Annotated in this window: 16 protein-coding genes; 12 read left to right on the top strand and 4 right to left on the bottom strand. The window is 74.6% G+C overall.

The features are described 5' to 3' along the window. Positions 1–18: 18 nt before the first annotated feature. The gene (locus ACLFMI_RS17760; protein ID WP_410948997.1) at positions 19–849 is read right to left on the bottom strand and encodes a class I SAM-dependent methyltransferase; all 831 of its coding nucleotides are present in this window, start codon (positions 847–849) and stop codon (positions 19–21) included. A 127-nt stretch (positions 850–976) separates the two neighbouring features. Here ACLFMI_RS17760 and ACLFMI_RS17755 point away from each other — a divergent pair, with 127 nt between their 5' ends. The 7 genes from ACLFMI_RS17755 to ACLFMI_RS17725 all read left to right on the top strand — a co-directional run bounded on the left by ACLFMI_RS17755 (position 977) and on the right by ACLFMI_RS17725 (position 10,338). Further along, complete coding sequence (locus tag ACLFMI_RS17755) at positions 977–1,795, top strand: TIGR03936 family radical SAM-associated protein (RefSeq protein WP_410948996.1); 819 nt, start codon at positions 977–979, stop codon at positions 1,793–1,795. A gap of 172 nt (positions 1,796–1,967) precedes the next feature. Then, complete coding sequence (locus ACLFMI_RS17750; RefSeq protein WP_410948995.1) at positions 1,968–5,420, top strand: translation initiation factor IF-2 N-terminal domain-containing protein; 3,453 nt, start codon at positions 1,968–1,970, stop codon at positions 5,418–5,420. Positions 5,421–5,591: 171 nt separating this feature from the next. After that, positions 5,592–5,897: a 50S ribosomal protein L21 gene (gene rplU / locus ACLFMI_RS17745; protein ID WP_410948994.1), complete on the top strand. Its 306-nt coding sequence runs from the start codon at positions 5,592–5,594 to the stop codon at positions 5,895–5,897. 11 nt (positions 5,898–5,908) lie between these two features. Continuing rightward, on the top strand, positions 5,909–6,166 hold the full coding sequence (gene rpmA / locus ACLFMI_RS17740) for a 50S ribosomal protein L27 (protein WP_410948993.1): 258 nt from the start codon (positions 5,909–5,911) through the stop codon (positions 6,164–6,166). Between the two features lie 95 nt (positions 6,167–6,261). Beyond that, positions 6,262–7,764 carry a GTPase ObgE gene (gene obgE, locus ACLFMI_RS17735; protein WP_410948992.1) on the top strand — a complete coding sequence of 501 codons (1,503 nt, stop codon included), beginning with the start codon at positions 6,262–6,264 and terminating at the stop codon, positions 7,762–7,764. An 8-nt stretch (positions 7,765–7,772) separates the two neighbouring features. Beyond that, a complete protein-coding gene (gene proB / locus ACLFMI_RS17730) occupies positions 7,773–8,891 on the top strand; it encodes a glutamate 5-kinase (RefSeq protein WP_410948991.1) in 1,119 nt (372 codons plus the stop codon). A gap of 97 nt (positions 8,892–8,988) precedes the next feature. Further along, on the top strand, positions 8,989–10,338 hold the full coding sequence (locus tag ACLFMI_RS17725; protein WP_410948990.1) for a class I SAM-dependent methyltransferase: 1,350 nt from the start codon (positions 8,989–8,991) through the stop codon (positions 10,336–10,338). A 28-nt stretch (positions 10,339–10,366) separates the two neighbouring features. Here ACLFMI_RS17725 and ACLFMI_RS17720 read toward each other — a convergent pair whose 3' ends face one another. The 3 genes from ACLFMI_RS17720 to ACLFMI_RS17710 form a co-directional block, all read right to left on the bottom strand. Next, on the bottom strand, positions 10,367–10,771 hold the full coding sequence (locus tag ACLFMI_RS17720) for a nitroreductase/quinone reductase family protein (RefSeq protein ID WP_410949121.1): 405 nt from the start codon (positions 10,769–10,771) through the stop codon (positions 10,367–10,369). Between the two features lie 180 nt (positions 10,772–10,951). Beyond that, a complete protein-coding gene (locus tag ACLFMI_RS17715) occupies positions 10,952–13,057 on the bottom strand; it encodes a RecQ family ATP-dependent DNA helicase (RefSeq protein ID WP_410948989.1) in 2,106 nt (701 codons plus the stop codon). A gap of 139 nt (positions 13,058–13,196) precedes the next feature. Further along, positions 13,197–13,997: a TetR/AcrR family transcriptional regulator gene (locus tag ACLFMI_RS17710; protein ID WP_410948988.1), complete on the bottom strand. Its 801-nt coding sequence runs from the start codon at positions 13,995–13,997 to the stop codon at positions 13,197–13,199. Between the two features lie 102 nt (positions 13,998–14,099). Here ACLFMI_RS17710 and ACLFMI_RS17705 point away from each other — a divergent pair, with 102 nt between their 5' ends. The 5 genes from ACLFMI_RS17705 to ACLFMI_RS17685 all read left to right on the top strand — a co-directional run bounded on the left by ACLFMI_RS17705 (position 14,100) and on the right by ACLFMI_RS17685 (position 19,345). Further along, a complete protein-coding gene (locus ACLFMI_RS17705; protein WP_410948987.1) occupies positions 14,100–15,071 on the top strand; it encodes an ATP-binding cassette domain-containing protein in 972 nt (323 codons plus the stop codon). Next, positions 15,068–15,901, top strand: coding sequence for an ABC transporter permease (locus tag ACLFMI_RS17700; protein WP_410948986.1), 834 nt, complete (start codon positions 15,068–15,070; stop codon positions 15,899–15,901). The genes ACLFMI_RS17705 and ACLFMI_RS17700 overlap by 4 nt, the downstream gene beginning before the upstream one ends. 83 nt (positions 15,902–15,984) lie before the next feature. Next, the gene (locus ACLFMI_RS17695) at positions 15,985–16,860 is read left to right on the top strand and encodes an AAA family ATPase (protein ID WP_410948985.1); all 876 of its coding nucleotides are present in this window, start codon (positions 15,985–15,987) and stop codon (positions 16,858–16,860) included. A 90-nt stretch (positions 16,861–16,950) separates the two neighbouring features. Next, entirely contained in the window at positions 16,951–17,841 is an 891-nt protein-coding gene (locus ACLFMI_RS17690; RefSeq protein WP_410948984.1) for a serine protease, read from the top strand. A 49-nt stretch (positions 17,842–17,890) separates the two neighbouring features. Further along, positions 17,891–19,345 carry a vWA domain-containing protein gene (locus ACLFMI_RS17685; RefSeq protein WP_410948983.1) on the top strand — a complete coding sequence of 485 codons (1,455 nt, stop codon included), beginning with the start codon at positions 17,891–17,893 and terminating at the stop codon, positions 19,343–19,345. Positions 19,346–19,468 lie beyond the last annotated feature (123 nt).

Here is a 19,468-nt window from a genome sequence, read left to right as displayed (position 1 = left end):
CGCCGTTCGGCCGGAGGCTCAGCTCCGCACGGCCGTCACCAGCAGGTACTCCGCGTCCCAGTGGTCGCCGACCCGGGTCCGCTCCAGGTGCTCGAGGAACGCGGCGTCCAGCTGCGCAGCGCGCTCCGGGTCGTCGGCGATACCGCGGTAGGTGGCGATCGTCGGGCCGTAGTTCCGCTTCCACCACTCCCGGAACCCGACGGCGTCGCCCTCGACCGCGAACCGGGCGGTGCCCCGCTCGGCCCGCAGGCCGGTGACACCGTCCCCGAGCAGGCCGCGCAGGTAGGCCTCGTCGCCCCAGCGGACCGGGGGTGAGGCGCCCGGCGGGGGCGGCGGAGCGTAGGGCTTCAGGGTCGCGAACATCCCGCCGACGAAGCCTTCGGGTGTCCAGCTCAGCAGGCCGATCCGGCCGCCGGCGCGGCAGACCCGCAGCAGCTCGGCGGCGGCCCGCTCGTGGAACGGGGCGAACATCACCCCCACGCAGGAGAGCACGACGTCGAACTCGGCGTCGGCGAACGGGAGTGCGTGCGCGTCGGCCTCGGCCCACTGCAGCCGGACCCCGCGGGCCTCCGCGATCCGGGCGCCCTCGGCCAGCAGCTCCGGTGTGAGATCGGAGGCGACGACGTCGGCGCCGGTCAGCGCGGCCGGGATCGCCGCGTTCCCGGTGCCGGCCGCAACGTCCAGGATCCGGTCGCCGCGACCGGTGCCGACGGCGTCGACCAGGACGGCGCCGAGGCCGGGGATGAGGTCGGCGGCGACCGCCGGGTAGTCGCCGGAGGCCCAGACGGCGCGGTGCCTCGCCCCGATCGCGTCGAGGTCCGGGCCGGTGGGGGTGTCGGTGGTCGTCATGGTGCTGCTCCCTGTCTCGGGCTTGCCCGGTGGATCCGGTGGACAGCGAGGCTGGCCCGGTCCCGTGTGCCGGAGCGTGTGCGCCTCCGGCGCGGGGGCTTGACCGGGCGGTCCCTAGACTGGGGCGATGGCACGAGTGCGGGCCGGCGAGGCGGCGAACCCGGCACCCCCGACGGTGCAGAAGGTCCGCCTGCGGTTCGCCAAGCGCGGCCGGCTGCGGTTCCTCTCACACCGTGACGTCGCCCGCAGCTTCGAGCGAGCGGTCCGGCGGGCCGGTGTGCCGGTCGCGCACTCGCACGGGTTCAGCCCGCACCCGCGGCTGTCCTGGGTCGGTGCGGCCCCGACCGGCGCGGCCAGCGAGGCCGAGTTCGTCGAGCTGGGCCTGACCCGCGAGGTCGACCCGGAGTCGCTGCGCGCCGCGCTGGACGCGGCGCTGCCCGACGGCCTGGACGTGCTGGACGCGGCGGTCGCCACGGCTCCGGCGCTGGCCGACCGGATCGACGCCGGCCGCTGGCGGCTGGAGGTCCGCGGGGTGCCGCGGGCCGAGGTCGAGGCGGCCGTGGCGGCGTTGCTGGCCCGCGAGACCGTCGTCGTCACCCGGGTCACGCCGTCCGGGCGCAAGGAGATCGACGTCCGGGCCGCGCTGGTCGCGGTGGTGGTCGAGCCCGTCGCGGATGCCGGAACGGGTGACGGCACCCCGGACGCGGTGGCGGGTTCGCCGGATGCGGCGACGGACTGTGCGATACTGACGGTGGTCGTACGGCAGACGACACCGACCGTTCGACCCGACGACGTGCTGGGTGCGCTCAACGTTGTCGCAGACCTGACGCCACCGGTACCGGTGACGGCCACCCGGCTGGCGCAGGGACTGCTCGACGACGGGGGCGGCCTGGTGGATCCGCTCGGCGCGGCTCCGGTGACCCGGAGCCGTCCAGCCGGATCCTGAGCCGGCAGCACGCAGAACGCTGTCGCCACGTCGTCGTGGAAGGCCCCCGGAGATCCGGGGACAGCGACACCAGATGTGCCGCACCGCGCACCCGCGCGAGCAGCGGAACGAGAACGCGCAAGGTCCCTGCGCGGCCGCCTCCACGCGAGGCGCCCGGGGGCGAAGGAGCTCGATGACGATGAATGACGCGCCCGCCGGTGGCACCGGCGGGCCCTCCGGTGTGTCGGATGCGGCCTCGCCGCAGGCGAATCCGGAGCTGCCGGACAGGATGCGTGTGCACGCACTGGCGAAGCTGCTGGGCCGTGCCAGCAAGGACGTCCTCGGCGCCCTCGCCGGGCTCGGCCAGGAGGTCCGCAGCGTCCAGTCCAGCATCACGCGGGCGACGGCCGAGCAGGTCGTTGCGGCGCTGAGCCCGGCGACGCCGGCGGCGGACGACACCGCCGACACCGTCCCGGCTCCCGAGGCCGCCGCGGAGCCCGAGGCTCCGGCAGCGCCCGAGGTCCTGGAGGTGTCCGCAGCACCCGAGCCCCCGGCCGCCGAGATCTCCGCCGCCGAGATCTCCGCCGCCGAGACCCGGGACCCCGCGGCCGAGGCGGCGCCGGACTCCGGTCGGTCGGCCGGGCTGGCGCCGGTGTTCGCCGTGCCGATGTTCCAGGCCCCGACCACTCAGGCCCCGGCCCCGGCCCCGACGCCGACCGCACCGGCGACCGAGCCCACCGAGGACGGTGGCGGCGTCCGCAAGGGCCGCAAGAACCGCCGCAAGGGCCGGGACGAGACCCCTGACGAGCCGGTCGAGGACAGCACCTCCGGCGGCGCCGAGGACGAGAGCACCGACATCGCCGACGGCGATGCCGACGACGACGGTGACGACGAGGACGCCAACCGTCGCCGTCGGCGCCGGGGTCGCCGTGGCCGTGGCCGCGGCAAGGGCGGCGACGAGCAGGGCGACTCCGACTCCGACTCCGACTTCGACTCCGAGTCCGACTCCGATGACGCGGACACCGGGACCGCGGACGCCGGGGACACCCGGGACACCCGGGACACCGGGGACGGCGCCGACTCCGGCGACTCCGGGTCCGGCTCCGGCGCGGGCGGTCGCCGCCGGTCGCGGCGCAAGGACCGCTCCGGTTCCGGGACCGGGGCGGACGGCGACTCCGCCGAGTCCGGCTCCGACTCCGGGACCGGCACCGACGGCGGGAACGGGCCGGACGAGCGGTCCGACGACGACGACTCCGGCTCCGGAGGGTCCCGCCGGCGCCGCCGCCGTCGTCGTCGGGGTGGCTCGGACTCCGACGACCGGTCGGACGACGATCCGCCGAACACCGTCACGAAGGTCCGCGAGACGCGCAGCAACGACACCGCCGACGACGGCGTCCAGGGTGTTCGCGGGTCCACCCGGCTGGAGGCCAAGCGCCAGCGCCGCCGGGACGGCCGCGACGCCGGGCGGCGCCGCCCGCCGATCCTGTCCGAGTCGGAGTTCCTGGCCCGCCGCGAGTCGGTCGACCGGCAGATGGTGATCCGCCAGCTCGCCGACCGCACCGAGATCGGCGTGCTCGAGGACGACGTGCTGGTCGAGCACTTCATCACCAGCTCGCGCACCGGCAGCGGCAGCATGGTCGGCAACATCTACCTCGGCCGGGTGCAGAACGTGCTGCCCTCGATGGAGGCGGCGTTCGTCGACATCGGCCGCGGCCGCAACGCGGTGCTCTACGCCGGCGAGGTCAACTGGGACGCCGCCGGCCTGAACGGCAAGGCGCGCAAGATCGAGCAGGCGCTGTCGTCCGGCGACCAGGTCCTGGTGCAGGTCACCAAGGACCCGGTCGGGCACAAGGGTGCCCGGCTGACCACCCAGATCTCCCTGGCCGGGCGGTTCCTGGTCTACGTGCCCTCCGGCGGGGCCGCCGGGATCAGCCGAAAGCTGCCCGACACCGAGCGCAAGCGGCTCAAGGAGATGCTGAAGGAGATCGTCCCGGCCGAGGCCGGAGTGATCATCCGGACGGCGTCCGAGGGCGTCTCGCACGACGCCCTCGAGCGCGACGTCCGCCGGTTGCAGGCGCAGTGGGAGGTCGTCGACGCGAAGGCGCGCAAGACCGGTCCGGGCTCCCCGAAGGCCCCGACGCTGCTCTACGAGGAGCCGGACATGCTGGTCAAGGTCGTCCGGGACCAGTTCAACGAGGACTTCTCCCGGCTGATCGTCTCCGGTGACCACGCCTGGGAGACCGTCTCCGGCTACGTCGAGCACGTCGCCCCGGAGCTGGTCGACCGGATGCACCGGCACGCCGGCCCGTCCGACGCGTTCACCGAGCACCGGATCGACGAGCAGCTCCTCAAGGCGCTGGACCGCAAGGTCTGGCTGCCCTCCGGCGGCACCCTGGTGATCGACCGGACCGAGGCGATGACCGTCGTCGACGTCAACACCGGCAAGTTCACCGGCTCCGGCGGCAACCTCGAGGAGACCGTCACCCGGAACAACCTGGAGGCGGCCGAGGAGGTCGTGCGCCAGCTCCGGCTGCGGGACATCGGCGGGATCATCGTCGTCGACTTCATCGACATGGTCCTGGAGGCCAACCGCGACCTGGTGCTGCGCCGGCTCACCGAGTGCCTGGCCCGGGACCGCACCCGTCACCAGGTCGCCGAGGTGACCTCGCTGGGGCTGGTGCAGATGACCCGCAAGCGGGTCGGCGGCGGGCTGCTGGAGCACTTCTCCAGCCCGTGCGAGCACTGCCGGGGCCGGGGCGTGATCGTCACGACCGATCCGTCCGACGCCACGCACCAGCACGCCAACGGCGCGCACGGCGGCAGCAACAACGGGAACAACGGGAACAGCGGCACCAACGGCACCAACGGGGAGGGCGGCGGACGCCGCCGCCGTCGTCGCGGTGGGGGCGGCGGTGACTCCGGAAACGGGGAGACCGGCTCCGGCGGGGGCCGCGACGGCGGTCGGCACGGTGGTCGGGACCAGGACCGTGGCGACGCGGAGACCGCCCGCGAGGTGGACACCAGCACGGCCGCCGCGGCCGTGGCCGTGATCGCCGGCAGCACCCGGACCGGGGACCCGGTGCCCGCCACCGCGGACTCCACGGTTACCGACGCCGCACCGGCGCCCGAGCCGACCGCCGACCCGGACGCCGACGCCGCCACCCCGGCCCCGGCCGGGCCGGCCCGCGGCTCCGCGCCGGACGTCGCGCCCACGACGGTCCCCACGACCGCGGCCCCGGAGAAGGCGGCCCCGGAGAAAGCGGGCCCGGAGACGGGCACGCCGGACGGCGGGACGCGGGCCCCGGCGCCCACGGCGGCGCCGGACACCGCGGCCGCGGACGCGGCCCCCGCGCCGGAACCGGCGACACCGGAGTCGGCGGCGCCCGAGCCGGCGACCTCTGAACCGGCCGCGGAGCCGGCGCCGAAGCGGCGCCGGGTCAGCCGGTCGGCCGGCTCCCCGCAGCGCACCGCCGAGCCGGTCGTCATCAGCACGTCCACCCCGGCCGGGAACGGTGAGGCGGTGTCCACGACCCCCGAGGTCACCCCGGACGTCGTCGAGCAGCCGGAACCGGCCCCGGTGGCCTCGCGTCCCCGGCGTCGCCGGGCGGCGTCCCGGCCCGCGGGCCCCCCGCAGGACGGGGGATGAGTCCGACCCCCCGGCCGTGACCCCACCGACGGGGTCACGTATCCTTGACCGACAGAAGCCGCGCCTCTGCTGTTTTCGGGGGCCGCGGCGTGCGCGCCGCACCGGCGCGAGCTGTGAGGAACCGAGCGCGCAAGTGAGCGCCCCCCGATTTTCAGGAGTCGTGCGTCAGCGATGTACGCGATCGTCAAGACCGGCGGCAAGCAGTACAAGGTGGCCGTGGACGACGTGGTCACCGTCGAGAAGATCGACGGTGACCCCGGCGCCGAGATCAGCCTGCCCGCCGTGCTGCTCGTCGACGGCGACCAGGTGACCACCGAGACCTCCGGCCTCACCTCCGCGGTGACTGCCAAGGTCGTCGAGCACACCAAGGGTCCGAAGATCCGGATCCACAAGTTCAAGAACAAGACCGGGTACCAGAAGCGTCAGGGCCACCGCCAGCCGCTGACGACGGTCCAGGTCACCTCGATCGGCAAGTAAGGAGTCGCGTCATGGCACACAAGAAGGGTGCATCCAGCTCCCGCAACGGTCGCGACTCCAACGCCCAGTTCCTGGGTGTGAAACGCTTCGGTGGCCAGTCCGTCAAGGCCGGTGAGATCCTCATCCGCCAGCGCGGCACCAGCACCCACCCGGGCGTCAACGTCGGGCGCGGTGGCGACGACACGCTGTTCGCGCTCGCCGCGGGCACCGTGCAGTTCGGTGCGAAGCGGGGCCGCAAGACCATCAACATCGTGCCGGCCGAGGTCTGATCCGACCTCACCGGTTCCAGCTCACCGACGGCGGGTCACCTGAGACGGGTGGCCCGCCGTTCGGCGTGTGACACCCCTACCGAGGAGGCACCATCATGTCCCGGTTCGTGGACCGCGTCGTGCTGCACGCGACCGCGGGCGCCGGCGGCAACGGCTGTGCCTCGGTGCACCGCGAGAAGTTCAAGCCGCTCGGCGGCCCGGACGGCGGCAACGGTGGCCGCGGCGGCTCGATCGTGCTGGTCGTCGATCCGGGCGTGCACACGCTGCTCGACTACCACCACCGCCCGCACGCGATGGCCAAGAGCGGTACCCAGGGTCAGGGGTCGTTCAAGAACGGGGCGAACGCCCCCGACCTGGAGCTGCGGGTCCCGGACGGGACCGTCGTGCTCGACGGCGACGGCGAGATCCTGGCCGACCTGGTCGGTGTGGGCACCCGTTTCGTCGCCGCGCAGGGCGGCCGCGGCGGGCTCGGCAACGCCGCGCTGGCCTCGACCGCCCGCAAGGCCCCCGGGTTCGCGCTGCTCGGTGAGCCCGGCGAGGAGATCTCCTACACCCTCGAGCTGCGGTCGCTGGCCGACGTCGGGCTGGTCGGGTTTCCCAGCGCCGGCAAGTCCTCGCTGGTCGCGGCGCTGTCCGCGGCCCGGCCGAAGATCGCCGACTACCCCTTCACCACGCTGGTGCCCCAGCTCGGCGTGGTCAGCACGGGCGAGGAGACCTTCACCGTCGCCGACGTGCCCGGGCTGATCCCCGGTGCGGCCGACGGCCGCGGGCTGGGCCTGGAGTTCCTCCGGCACGTCGAGCGCTGCTCGGTGCTGGTGCACGTGGTGGACTGCGCGACGTTCGAGACCGAGCGCGACCCGGCGTCGGACATCGAGGCGCTGGAGGTCGAGCTCGCGCACTACGCCGCGGCCCTCGGCGAGGGGACCCAGGGCGACCGGCTCGACGAACGGCCACGGCTGATCGCGCTCAACAAGATCGACATTCCGGACGCGTCCGACCTGGTCGACATCGTCCGGGCCGACCTGGCCGAGCGGTTCGGCTGGCCGGTCTTCGCGATCTCCACCGCGAGCCGGTCCGGCCTGCGGGAGCTGACGTTCGCCATGGCGGAGCGGGTCGCCGCGGCCCGGGCCGCGGTCCCGGCCGTCGAGCCCACCCGCACGGTGATCCGGCCGCACGCGATCGGCGACAGCGGCTTCACCGTGGAATCGGACCGCGAGCTCGAGGGCGGGTTCGTGGTGCGCGGCGAGCGACCGCAACGCTGGATCCGGCAGACGAACTTCGAGAACGACGAGGCCGTCGGCTACCTGGCCGACCGGCTGGCCCGGCTCGGTGTCGAGGAGGCGCTGGCCAAGGCTGGGGCTGTCCCCGGCTGCCCGGTCACGATCGGCGAGGTCACCTTCGACTGGGAGCCCTCCACCCCGGCCGGGATGGCCGCCCTGCTCACCGGGCGGGGCACCGACGTCCGGCTGGAGGACGGTCACGACCGGGTCGGCGCCTCGGACCGCAAGCGGGCGCGGGCGGCCCGCCGGGCGCACCTGTCCGACGCCGAGCTCGCGGCGGGCGCGCGGTACTCCTCCGACCACGAGATCGAGGACTGACGACGCCGATGAGCGGGGACACGCGCTCCGCGATCGGGGCGGCGCGGCGGATCGTGGTGAAGGTCGGGTCGTCGTCGCTGACCAGCCTCACCGGTGGGCTGGACCCGGCCCGGCTCGACACCCTGGTCGACGCGCTCATGGCGCGCCGCGAGGCGGGCAGCCAGGTCGTGCTCGTCTCGTCCGGCGCGATCGCGGCCGGTCTGGCCCCGCTGAACCTGCGTCGCAGGCCGCGCGACCTGGCCACCCAGCAGGCCGCCGCGTCGGTCGGGCAGCTGCTGCTCGCGCATGCCTACTCGGCGTCGTTCGGCCGGTATGGGCAGGGCATCGGGCAGGTGCTGCTCACCGCGGACGACATGATCCGGCGGTCCAACTACCGCAACGCGCAGCGGACGTTGGAGCGGTTGCTGCAGCTCGGGTCGCTACCGGTGGTGAACGAGAACGACACCGTCGCCACCGCCGAGATCCGGGTCGGGGACAACGACCGGCTCGCCGCGCTCGTCGCGCACATCGTCGGGGCGGACGCGCTGCTGCTGCTCTCCGACGTCGACGGCCTCTATGACGGCCACCCCGGCGACCTGGCGTCGTCGCTGGTCGGCGAGGTCGAGGATCCCGCCGAGCTGGCCGGGATCAGCGTCACCAGGGCCGGATCGGGGCTGGGGACCGGCGGGATGGCCACCAAGGTCACCGCGGCCGCGATGGCCTCGGCCGCCGGGATCCCGGTGCTGCTGACCTCCGCCGAGGAGGCCGCGGCCGCGGTCGACGCCGGGCCGCACGGTCCGAAGGTCGGGACGGCGTTCCGGGCCTCCGGGCGGCGGATGAGCGCGCGCCGGTTCTGGCTGCGGCACGCCGCCGACGTCCGTGGCGCCCTGGACCTCGACGACGGGGCCGTCGAGGCCGTCCGCAAGCGCCGGCGGTCGCTGCTCGCCGCCGGGGTGCACGGGGTGTCCGGGGACTTCGTGGCCGGCGACGTCGTCGAGCTGCTCGCCCCGCACGGCCGGGCCGTCGCCCGTGGCGTGGTCTCCTACGACGCCGCGGAGCTGCCCGCGATGATCGGACGCCGGACCCGGGACCTGCCCCCCGAGCAGCGCCGCGAACTGGTGCACGCCGACGACCTCGTCGTCATCTAGACCCCCGCCCCTCCACCCGCGTTGTGGAGCCATCGTGGGTGGGGTGGTGCTCGGGTGTGCGATTGTCGGACGGGTGGGCAGCGGCGAGGATGCGGGCATGCGGACCGCCGACCGGGCCCGGGAGCAGCTGGTCGCCGACCTCGTGCGCGGCGGTCGGGTGCGTAGCTCACGCGTCCGCGCCGCTCTCGAAGAGGTACCCCGGCACCTGTTCCTGCCCGACGTCGAACCGGCCGACGCCTACGCCGACGAAGCCGTGCCGATCAAGGTCGCCGGCGGCGTCACGGTCAGCTCGGTGTCGCAGCCCTCGATGGTCGCGATCATGCTGGAGCAGCTCGACGCCGGACCCGGCGACCGGGTCCTGGAGATCGGAGCCGGTGCCGGCTGGAACGCGGGCCTGCTCGCCCACGTCGTCGGCCGGACCGGAGTGGTGACCACGGTCGACATCGACGACGACCTGGTCGAGGCCACCCGGCGGAACCTGGCGGCCGCGGGGATCGGTGCGGTGGTCGCGGTCACCGCGGACGGCTCCGGCGGGTACCCGCCCGGTGCCCCGTACGACCGCATCGAGCTGACCGTCGGTACCGGCGGGGTCCGCCCGGAATGGGTCGCGCAGCTCGCCCCGGGTGGTCGGCTGCTGCTGCCGCTGACCGTGCGCGGCAGCCAGCTGTCGGTGGCGCTGACCCGGACCGGTCCGGGCCGGCTGGAGTCGGACTCGGTGCGCAGCTGCGCGTTCGTCCGGCTGCGCGGTGCCGGCGCCGATCCGGACACCGACACCGTGCTCGCAGGATCCGGGTGGACCATCCAGCCCGCCGGCCGGGACGCGCCGACGTTCCCGGCCCGGGTGCTCGACGATCCCGGCGCGGACCGGCCGGCGGCCTGTGCCGGGTCGGTCTCAGACCTGTGGGACGGCCTGGGCCTGTGGTGCGCGCTCGCCGATCCCGCGGTCTTCCGGCTGCTCGGCCCGGACGGCCCGGGCCTGGCCGCGGCGGCGTTGCCGCTGGCCGGGGGCCGGGCCGCGCTCGGTCTCGCCGCGAGCGACGGCTGCGCGCTGCTGCTCGCCGACCCCGCCGCGACGGTGCGGGAGTTCGGACCGGGCGGGCCGCGGGCCGCCGACCGGCTCGCGGCGCTGCTGACGGGCTGGGTCCGGGCCGGCCGCCCGCACTCCGCCGACCTGCGGCTCTCCGCCGTCGTGCCGGAGTTGGACGACCCGAATCCGGCCGGCCCGGCACCGGACGACCCGGCACCGGACGACCCGGCACCGGACGACCCGGCACCGGCGGAACCTGCAGCGGATGGACCGGCGTCGGTGGGACCGGCACCGGTCGCGCCGGAGCGGACCGCTGCCGCAGCGGCGGCCGCCGCCGCGGGAGGGGAGCCGGACACCGGTGCGCTGGTCGATGTGGCGGGGACGGTCCTGATCCCGGTGTGGAGCCCGGTCCCGGCCTGAGCCCGTCCCGGTGCGAGCGCGACCTGGGTCAGCCGCGCGGTTCGAGGTGCACCAGCGGGATCTCCCGCTCGGTGCTGCGCTGGTAGCCGGCGTAGTTGCGGTACTCGGTCGCGATCCGCGGCCACAGCTCCGCGCGTTCGCCCGGATCCGCGATCCGGGCCCGCATCGGTACGCGGTCGCCGCCACCGACCGCGACCTCGACGTCCGGGTTCGCCCGCAGGTTGAGGAACCAGGCCGGATGCCGGTCGTCGCCACCCCGGGACGCGACGACGACGTATCGCCCGTCGCCGTGCGTCGGCGCGGTCAGCAGGACCGTCCGCGGCTCACCGCTGCGGCGCCCGGTCGTGGTCAGCTCGACGACGGGCATGCCCATCGCCGAGTAGCCGACCTTCCCGCCGGTGAGCTTGATCAGTAACCGATGGCCGGCGTTCATCGCCTTCAGCGCGAAGTCGGGAGGGTTCACCCGCTCGATCCTACTCTCGGGTAATGGGCCGTTCGGGTGCAGACGGGCAGTGCGCCGTGGCTACGGGGCGCGGCGCTGCTCGCCGAGCTGCTGTGACGGGCAGCGGGTGACCGCTGCCGCGCCCGCTGCTCGCCGACGACCATCGGCAGGTCACCCCGCGACCGCGAGGGTGAGCGGCAGCACCCCCGGCGCGCCCGCGAGTCGCACCGCGCGGGCCGCGACCGTCATCGTCCAGCCGGAGTCGACGACATCGTCGACCAGCAGGACCGGGCCGTCCACCCCGGACAGGTCGGGCAGCGCCGCGGTGTCCAGGCACTCCCACACCGCGGCGAGCCGCTGCGCGGAGTTCTCCTTCGCCTCCGGCCGACCGCCGAGCGGGGGCAGCGTGCCGAGCAGCGGCAGCCGGCCGATCTCGGCGATCCGCCGGGCCAGGTGGTCGAGCTGGTGCGGCCGGGTCCGCGAGCCGATCCCGATCACCCCGACCGGGCGTCGTTCCCAGCCCCAGCCCGCCAGCACCCGGACGACGGCGTCCAGGACCTCGGCCGGGACGGGGTCGTCGCCGCCGGTGAGGAGCTCGCGCAGCCGGGTGCCCCAGCCGATGTCGGACAGCCGCCCGATCGCCCGGCCCGCCGCGGCCTGTTCGCCGGGTGGGATCTTCCCGGACAGCGGGACCCCGATCTCCTTCATCCCGGACGGCCACATCTTGCGCGGGGCGAGCTCCACCCCGGGCCGGGACAGCCGTTCCGCGGCCGCCTCCTCGCCGTCCGCCGCGACGTCGCCGGACCATGCGGTGCCGGTGCAGGTGTCGCAGCGCCCGCACGGGGTGGGGTCCGGGTCGTCGAGCTGGCGGCGCAGGAAGACCAGCCGGCACTCGGTCGTCGCGATGTAGTCGAGCATCGCCTGCTGCTCGGCCTTCCGGGCCTCGTCCACCCGCTGGTGCCGCTCGGTGTCGTAGACCCAGTCCGCACCGGTGGCGACCCAGCCGCCCTTCACCCGCTTCGCCGCGCCGTCGGCGTCGAGCACCTTGAGCAGCATCTCCAGCCGGGTCCGGGACAGGTCCACCCAGGTCTCGATCGACGCCGTCGACTGCGGCTGCTCGGACAGCACGGCCAGGGTCTGGCGGACCAGCGGCTCCGGCGGGAACGCCAGCGAGGCGAAGTAGGCCCAGATGTCGCGGTCCTCCCGGCCGGGCAGCAGGATCACCTCGGCCCGCTCCAGCGCGCGCCCGGCACGGCCGATCTGCTGGTAGTAGGCCACCGGCGAGGCGGGCGCGCCCAGGTGCACCACGAAGCCGAGGTCGGGCTTGTCGAAGCCCATGCCCAGCGCCGAGGTCGCCACCAGCGCCTTCACCCGGTTCTGCAGCAGGTCCGACTCGGCGGACAGGCGCTCCTCCGGGTCGGTCTTCCCGGAGTAGGAGCGCACCGCGAACCCGCGCTCGCGCAGGAACTCGGCGACCTCGTCGGCGGCCTGCACGGTCAGCGTGTAGACGATCCCGGCGCCGGGCAGCTCGTCGAGTTTCGCGGCCAGCCAGGCCAGTCGCCGGGCCGGGCTCGGCAGCGACACGACGGCCAGGCGCAGCGACTCCCGGTCCAGCGAGCCGCGCAGCACCAGCGTCCCGGCGTCGTCCGAGGTCCGGCCCATGCCGAGCTGCTCGGAGACGTCGGTGACCACCCGGTCGTTGGCCGTCGCGGTCGTGGCCAGCACCGGGATCCCGGACGGCAGCTCGGCGATCAGCGTGCGCAGCCGCCGGTAGTCCGGCCGGAAGTCGTGCCCCCAGTCGGACACGCAGTGCGCCTCGTCGACCACCAGCATCCCGGCGCTCGCGGCCAGCTTCGGCAGCACCCGGTCCCGGAAGTCGGGGTTGTTGAGCCGCTCCGGGGAGACCAGCAGGACGTCGACGTCGCCGTTCGCGATGTCGGCGTAGACTGCGTCCCACTCGTCGGCGTTCGCCGAGTTCACCGTGACCGCGACGATCCCGGACCGGATCGCGGCGTCGATCTGGTTGCGCATCAGCGCCAGCAGCGGGGACACGATCACCGTCGGGCCCGCGCCCTGCTCGCGCAGCAGCGCGGTCGCGACGAAGTAGACGGCGGACTTGCCCCAGCCGGTGCGCTGCACCACCAGGGCACGGCGGTGCTGCGCGACCAGGGCCTCGATCGCGGTCCACTGGTCCTCGCGCAGCCGGGCGCCGGAGCCGGCGAGCTGCTCCAGGACGGCCTCGGCACGCTCGCGCAGGTCTGTCGATGTGGTGGTCACGTCCCCATGGTGGCGCCGACCCCCGACAGTCTCGCGGCGGCCCGCTCAGTACCGACCGTTCGCTCCGCAGGCTCCGCTCAGTACCGATGTTCGCTCCGCAAGCTCCGCTCAGCACCGATGTTCGCTCCGCAAGCTCCGCTCAGCCGGCGCGCCGGCGCACGAACGCCTCGATGCCGTCGAGCACGATCCCGAGCCCGAAGTCGATCTCGTCGTCGACGTCGGGGGCGCCGGCGGGGGAGGGCCCGGCCAGCGCCGCGGCCATCTCCGGGTACTCCCCGGGGCCAGCGAGGTGGCGCAGCACGGCCTCGAAGTCGTGCATCGGGTTCGCCGCCGCGAGGTCGGCCGGGTCCAGCTCGGACTCCGGGGTTCCCGGTGGGAGTCCCCGGGTGCGGCGCACGTCGGCGGCCGCCGCCCGCCCGGCCTCGGTCTGCACCCGTGCCTCCGCGAGCACGTGCTGGGCGAGCAGGCCGATGATCGCCAGCTTCTCCTCGCCGGTCAGGCCGACCCCGCGCAGCATCGCGAAGGCCGCCTCCATCCAGCGCATCCGATGCGGCCCCGGCGGCGCGACGGCCAGTGGGAGATCCAGGAACCACGGCCGGGCGATGACCCCCACGATCTGGGCGCGGGTCCACGCCTGCAGCCCGGACCGCCAGTCGTCGCCGTGCTCCGGCATCGTGAGTTGCCCGGCGACGTGGTCGGTCAGCAGGACCAGGAGTTCGTCCTTGCTCGCCACGTGTCGGTACAGCGCCATCGCCGAGAAACCCAGCGACTCCGCCACCCGGGCCATCGACACCGCGGCCAGGCCCTCGGCGTCGGCGAGCTCCACGGCCGCCGCCACGATCCGATCCGCGCTCAGGGACGCCTTCGGCCCGCGCCGCGGACGGTCGGCGTGTCCCCACAGCCGTCGCAGGGTCGACGGGACCTCCTCCTGCTCACCCATGGCGCCCATCCTCTCCCGGCCGGTCCGCCGCGGATTCACTGTGTCGGCCATACACAGCTTATGCTATAAACAGTTTGAGCTGTACGCAGAAGGAGGACCGAGATGGACGAGCCCGAGGTGCGGGTGCGGGACCTGCGCAAGAGCTACGGCGGTGGCGGGCGCACCGTCCGGGTACTGGACGGCGTCGACCTGTGGCTGGGACAGGGGGAGGTGCTGGCGCTGCTCGGGCCGAACGGAGCGGGCAAGACCACCACCGTGCGCATCCTCAGCACGCTGACCCGGCCGGACGGCGGCAGCGCGGTCGTCGCCGGGCACGACGTCGTCACCGAGGCCCGCCGGGTCCGCGAGGTCATCGGCCTCACCGGGCAGTACGCGGCGGTCGACGAGAAGCTGACCGGCCGGGAGAACCTGACGACGATGGCGCGGCTGGCGCACCTGCCCCGCCGTGCGGTCCGGCCCCGGGTCGACGAGCTGCTCGATGCCTTCGACCTCGCCGGTGCCGCCGGGCGGCAGCTGCGGACCTACTCGGGCGGGATGCGCCGCCGGCTCGACCTCGCCGCCGGGCTGCTCCGGCACCCGCGGGTGCTGTTCCTCGACGAGCCCACCACCGGCCTGGACCCGCGCAGCCGGCACGGCATGTGGGACGTCATCGGCCGCGTCGTCGCCGACGGCACCAGCCTGCTTCTCACCACCCAGTACCTGGAGGAGGCGGACCGGCTCGCCGACCGCGTCGCGATGATCGACGGCGGCCGGGTGGTCGCCGAGGGCACGCCCGCGCAGCTCAAGCGCGAGGTGGGCGACGCGAGCGTCGAACTGGCCTTCGCCGCGGCCACCGACGCGGTCCGGGTGGCATCCGCGCTCGGCGTTCCCGCCCCGGTCGCACGGGAGCTGCGGGTGCCCACCGACGGCTCGGTCGGGCACGTACGGCACCTCCTGGCCGGCGTCGAGGCGGCCGGGGTCGTCCCCGAGCACTGGCAGCTGCGCGCGCCCACCCTGGACGACGCGTTCCTCGCGCTGACCGGGCACGCCACCCGGGCAACCGGCGACCGCGAGCCCGTGGAGGTGGCGGCATGACCGCAACTCTGGGTGTCCCGGGACCGGTGCCCGGGTCGGCGGCGACCCGGTGGCTGCGGGTCGTGCCGGACACCATGACCATGACCGGTCGGGCGCTGCGGCTCGCCCGCCGCGACCCGGACGAGCTGCTCGTCGCGCTGCTGCTGCCGACGATGATCATGCTGATGTTCGTCTACGTCTTCGGCGGGGCGATCGAGGTCGGCACCGACTACCTGAGCTACGCCACGCCAGGGGTGATCCTGCTGTGCGCCGGGTACGGGGCGTCGAACACGGCCATCGCGCTGGTCCAGGACGCCTCCCTCGGGATCATGGACCGGTTCCGGTCGATGCCGGTCGCGGGCGCGACGGTGCTCGCCGGGCACGTGCTGGCGAGCGTGGCGAAGAACCTGGTGACGACGGCGACCGTGCTCGCGGTGGCGGCGGTGATCGGCTTTCGGCCGGACGCGGGTCCGCTCGGCTGGCTCGGGGCGGTCGGCGTCGTCACCGCCTACGTCGTGGCCATCACCTGCGTGGCGACCCTCGTCGGCGTCGTGGCCCGCACTCCCGCCGCGGCCGGGGGGCTCGGCTTCTTCATGCTGTTCCTGCCCTACGTCTCCAGCGCTTTCGTCCCGCCGGAGACGATGCCGGCCTGGCTGCGCGGCGTCGCCGAGAACCAGCCGGTGACGCCGGTGATCGAGACCGTCCGCGGCCTGCTGGTCGGTCTAGGGGCCGACGGCGCGCCGGTGACCGACCTCGGCCCGACCGCCGCGGTCGCGCTCACCTGGTGCGCGGGCCTCGCAGTGGTGTCGCTGGCGGCCGCCGCGTGGGTGTTCGCCCGCCGCGGTCGCTGACGCCGGCGGGGACCGGTGATCCGGGTCACCGATCCCTCCGGGGCGCGGGGCGTCCCGGGGGGCCGCAGGGCAGGATGGCCGCCGTGACTTTCGCCCACCAGCCCGTGTTCGCCTCCGTCGCCGACGTGACGGAGCGGCTCGGCGAGGCCGGCTACCTGGCGTCCACCGCGGTCGCGACCACCGTCTTCCTGGCCGACCGGCTCGGCAAGCCGCTGCTGGTGGAGGGCCCCGCCGGCGTCGGGAAGACCGAGCTCGCCAAGGCCGTCGCGGAGGCGACCGGGTCCGGCCTGGTCCGGCTGCAGTGCTACGAGGGCATCGACGAGGCCCGGGCGCTCTACGAGTGGAACCACGCCAAGCAGCTGCTGCGGATCACCGCCGGTCAGGGTCAGGAGAGCTGGGACGCGACCCGGGACGACGTGTTCTCCGAGGAGTTCCTGCTCCCGCGCCCGCTGCTCACCGCGATCCGCCGCACCGACCCGACGGTGCTGCTGATCGACGAGATCGACAAGGCCGATGTCGAGGTCGAGGGCCTGCTGCTCGAGGTGCTCTCGGACTACCAGGTCTCGATCCCCGAGCTGGGCACGGTGTCGGCGAACCGGCGGCCGTTCGTGCTGCTCACCTCGAACTCCACCCGCGAGCTGTCCGAGGCGCTCAAGCGGCGCTGCCTGTTCCTGCACCTGGACTTCCCGGACGCCGACCTGGAACGCCGGATCGTGCTCACCCGGGTCCCGGAGCTCACCGAGGCGCTGACCGACGCGCTGGTCCGGACGGTGCGGGTGCTGCGCGCGATGGAGCTGCGCAAGGTCCCGAGCGTCGCGGAGACGATCGACTGGGGCCGGACGCTGCTGGCCCTGGGCCTGGACACCCTCGACGACGAGGCCGTGCGCGCCACCCTCGGCGTGGTGCTCAAGCACCGCACCGACGCCGACAAGGCCGCCGCCGAGCTCCGGCTCAACTAGCTCGGAAGGGATTCCGGCTCGCGGCGTCACCTCGGCGGCTCCCGGGCGTTGAGCGATGAGATCGCCATCGCACGACGGAGGGACACGTCGATGACCGCCGCTGACTCGCCCCGCCTGCCTCGGGTGCTGCTCCGGGCCGGACTGGCCACCGCGTCCGCGCTCGTCCTGGCCGTCGCCGCGGCCGGTCCCGCCGCCGCCGAGGACGAAACAGGGTTCGCCCCGCCGGACGACGCCGCGGTGGCCCCCGGCGCAATGACCTTCACCGGCCCCGAGCGGGCCATGTGCACCGCGAACTTCGTGTTCTCCGACGGCGAGACGGTCTACCTCGGCCAGGCCGCGCACTGTGCGGGCACCGGCGAGTCGTCCGAGACCGACGGCTGTACCTCCGACTCGCTGCCGCTGGGCACCCCGGTCGAGATCGAGGGGGCCGAGCGGCCGGGGACGCTGGCGTACTCGTCCTGGCTCTCGATGCAGGAGTCCGGCGAGACCGACCCGGATCTCTGCCGGTACAACGACTTCGCGCTGGTCGCGCTGGACCCGGCCGACGTCGCCCGGACCACGCCGACGATGCCCTTCTACGGTGGCCCGACCGGCGTCGACCCGGACGGGACGCAGCCCGGCGAGGTCGTCTACGGCTACGGCAACTCCTCGCTGCGCCAGGGCGTCACCGCGCTGAAGCCGAAGACCGGCACCTCGACCGGCACCTCCGGCGGGGGCCGGACGCACACCGTGGTCACCGTGCCGCCCGGGGTCCCCGGCGACTCCGGGTCGGGCTACCTGTCCGCGGACGGCGCGGCGCTCGGCCTGCTGTCGACGCTGAACGTCGCCCCGGACGCGGGCACGAACGGGATCACCGACCTGCGCTCGGCACTGGACTACGCCAACGGGCCGGGCGGTCACGACGGCGAGCTGCGGCTGGTCGAGGGCGAGCGCCCGTTCACGCCGCAGCCGCTGCCGGTCGATCTCGGACAGGGCGCCTGAGCACGCTCCGGGCGTCGCGGATGTCGGTGCTCTCGCGCATGATGGGGGAGTGCCCGCCCCGTCCGCCCCCGCCGCCGGTTCCGTAGCGCCGGAGCACGGCCTGCCCGGGCACCTGGTCGACTTCGTCGCCGCGCTGCGCCGGCACGGGGTCGCCGTCGGGCCGGGGGAGTCGGTGGACGCGGCGCAGGTCCTCGGCGCGCTGGACCTGCTGCAGCGCGACCATCTGCGGGAGGGCCTGGCCGCGGCGCTGCTGCGCCGGTCCGGGCAGCGCGACACCTTCGACGCCCTGTTCGACCTGTGGTTCCCGCCCGCGCTGGGCGCCGGCGCGTCCGAGGTGGACGTCCCCCGGGTGGACGACGGCGAGGCCGGCGGAGGGCAGGGCCCGGTCGACGTCGACGCGCTGCGCGAGGTGCTCGCCGACCTGCTCCGCGACGGCGACGAGGAGACCCTGCGCGAGCTGGCCCGCGCCGCGGTGGACGCCATCGGCAACTCCGGCGCCGCCGGGCAGGGCGTGCGCGGGCAGACCGCGAAGCCGAACTGGTCCGCCTACCAGGCGCTGAACGCGCTGTCGCCGGACACCCTGCTCGCCCGGATCCTGGACGGGCTGGGCCAGGAGGACGACACCGACTTCGTCTCCGAGGTCCGGCGCCGCGAGATCCGGGACCGGATCGCCCGCTTCCGGGACATGATCCGGGACGAGGTGCGCCGCCGGACCGCCGAGCAGCGCGGCCGGGAGCAGGTCGCGAAGTCCACGACGCCGATGCAGACCGACCAGGTCAGCTTCCTCACCGCGAACGCCGCCCAGCTCGCCGAGCTGCGCCGCACCGTGCACCCGCTGGCCCGGCGGCTGGCGTCCCGGCTGTCCACCCGGCGCCGCCGGGCCAACCGGGGGCAGCTGGACCTGCGGCGCACGCTGCGCCGGTCGATGTCCACCGGCGGGGTCCCGATGGACCCGGCGTACAAGGTGCGCCGGCCCGGCCGGCCGGAGCTGGTGATCCTCTGTGACGTCTCGGGCTCGGTCGCCGGGTTCAGCCACTTCACGTTGTTGCTGGTCCAGGCGCTGCGCGAGCAGTTCTCGAAGGTCCGGGTGTTCGCCTTCGTCGAGCGCGCGGACGAGGTGACGCACCTGTTCGAACCCGGGGCCGAGCTGTCCGGGGTGATGCAGCGGGTGCTGCGCGAGGCCCGGCTGACCGCGTTCGACGGGCACTCCGACTACGGTTCCGCGTTCGGTGACTTCGTCGAGCAGTACGCCGAGGCGCTCACCCCGAAGGCGTCGCTGCTGGTGCTGGGCGACGGGCGGACCAACTACCGGGACCCGAATCTGCGGGCGCTGCGGATGATGACCGGCCGGGTCCGGCACGCGCACTGGCTCAACCCGGAGTCGCAGCGGATGTGGGGCAGCGGGGACTCGGCGGCCAGGACCTACGCCGAGGTGCTGCCGATGCACGAGTGCCGGACCGCCGCGCAGCTGGCCGACGTCGTGGAGGCCCTGCTCCCCGTCTGACAGTGAGGATGTAGGTGAGCCCCGCAGCGGTCGGTCTGACCCACCGACTGACTGACTCCGGGTCTTCAAGGGGATCTGTCGGCCGGTCCGCTGCGGGGCTCGTGCACTCACCAGACGGCGGTT

Origin of the sequence: Pseudonocardia nantongensis (assembly GCF_046546495.1) — a bacterium.
In the GTDB taxonomy this organism is placed as follows: Bacteria; Actinomycetota; Actinomycetes; order Mycobacteriales; family Pseudonocardiaceae; genus Pseudonocardia; species Pseudonocardia nantongensis.
Note: the sequence above shows the minus strand (reverse complement) of the source record. Positions and strands in the feature narration are given on the sequence as shown.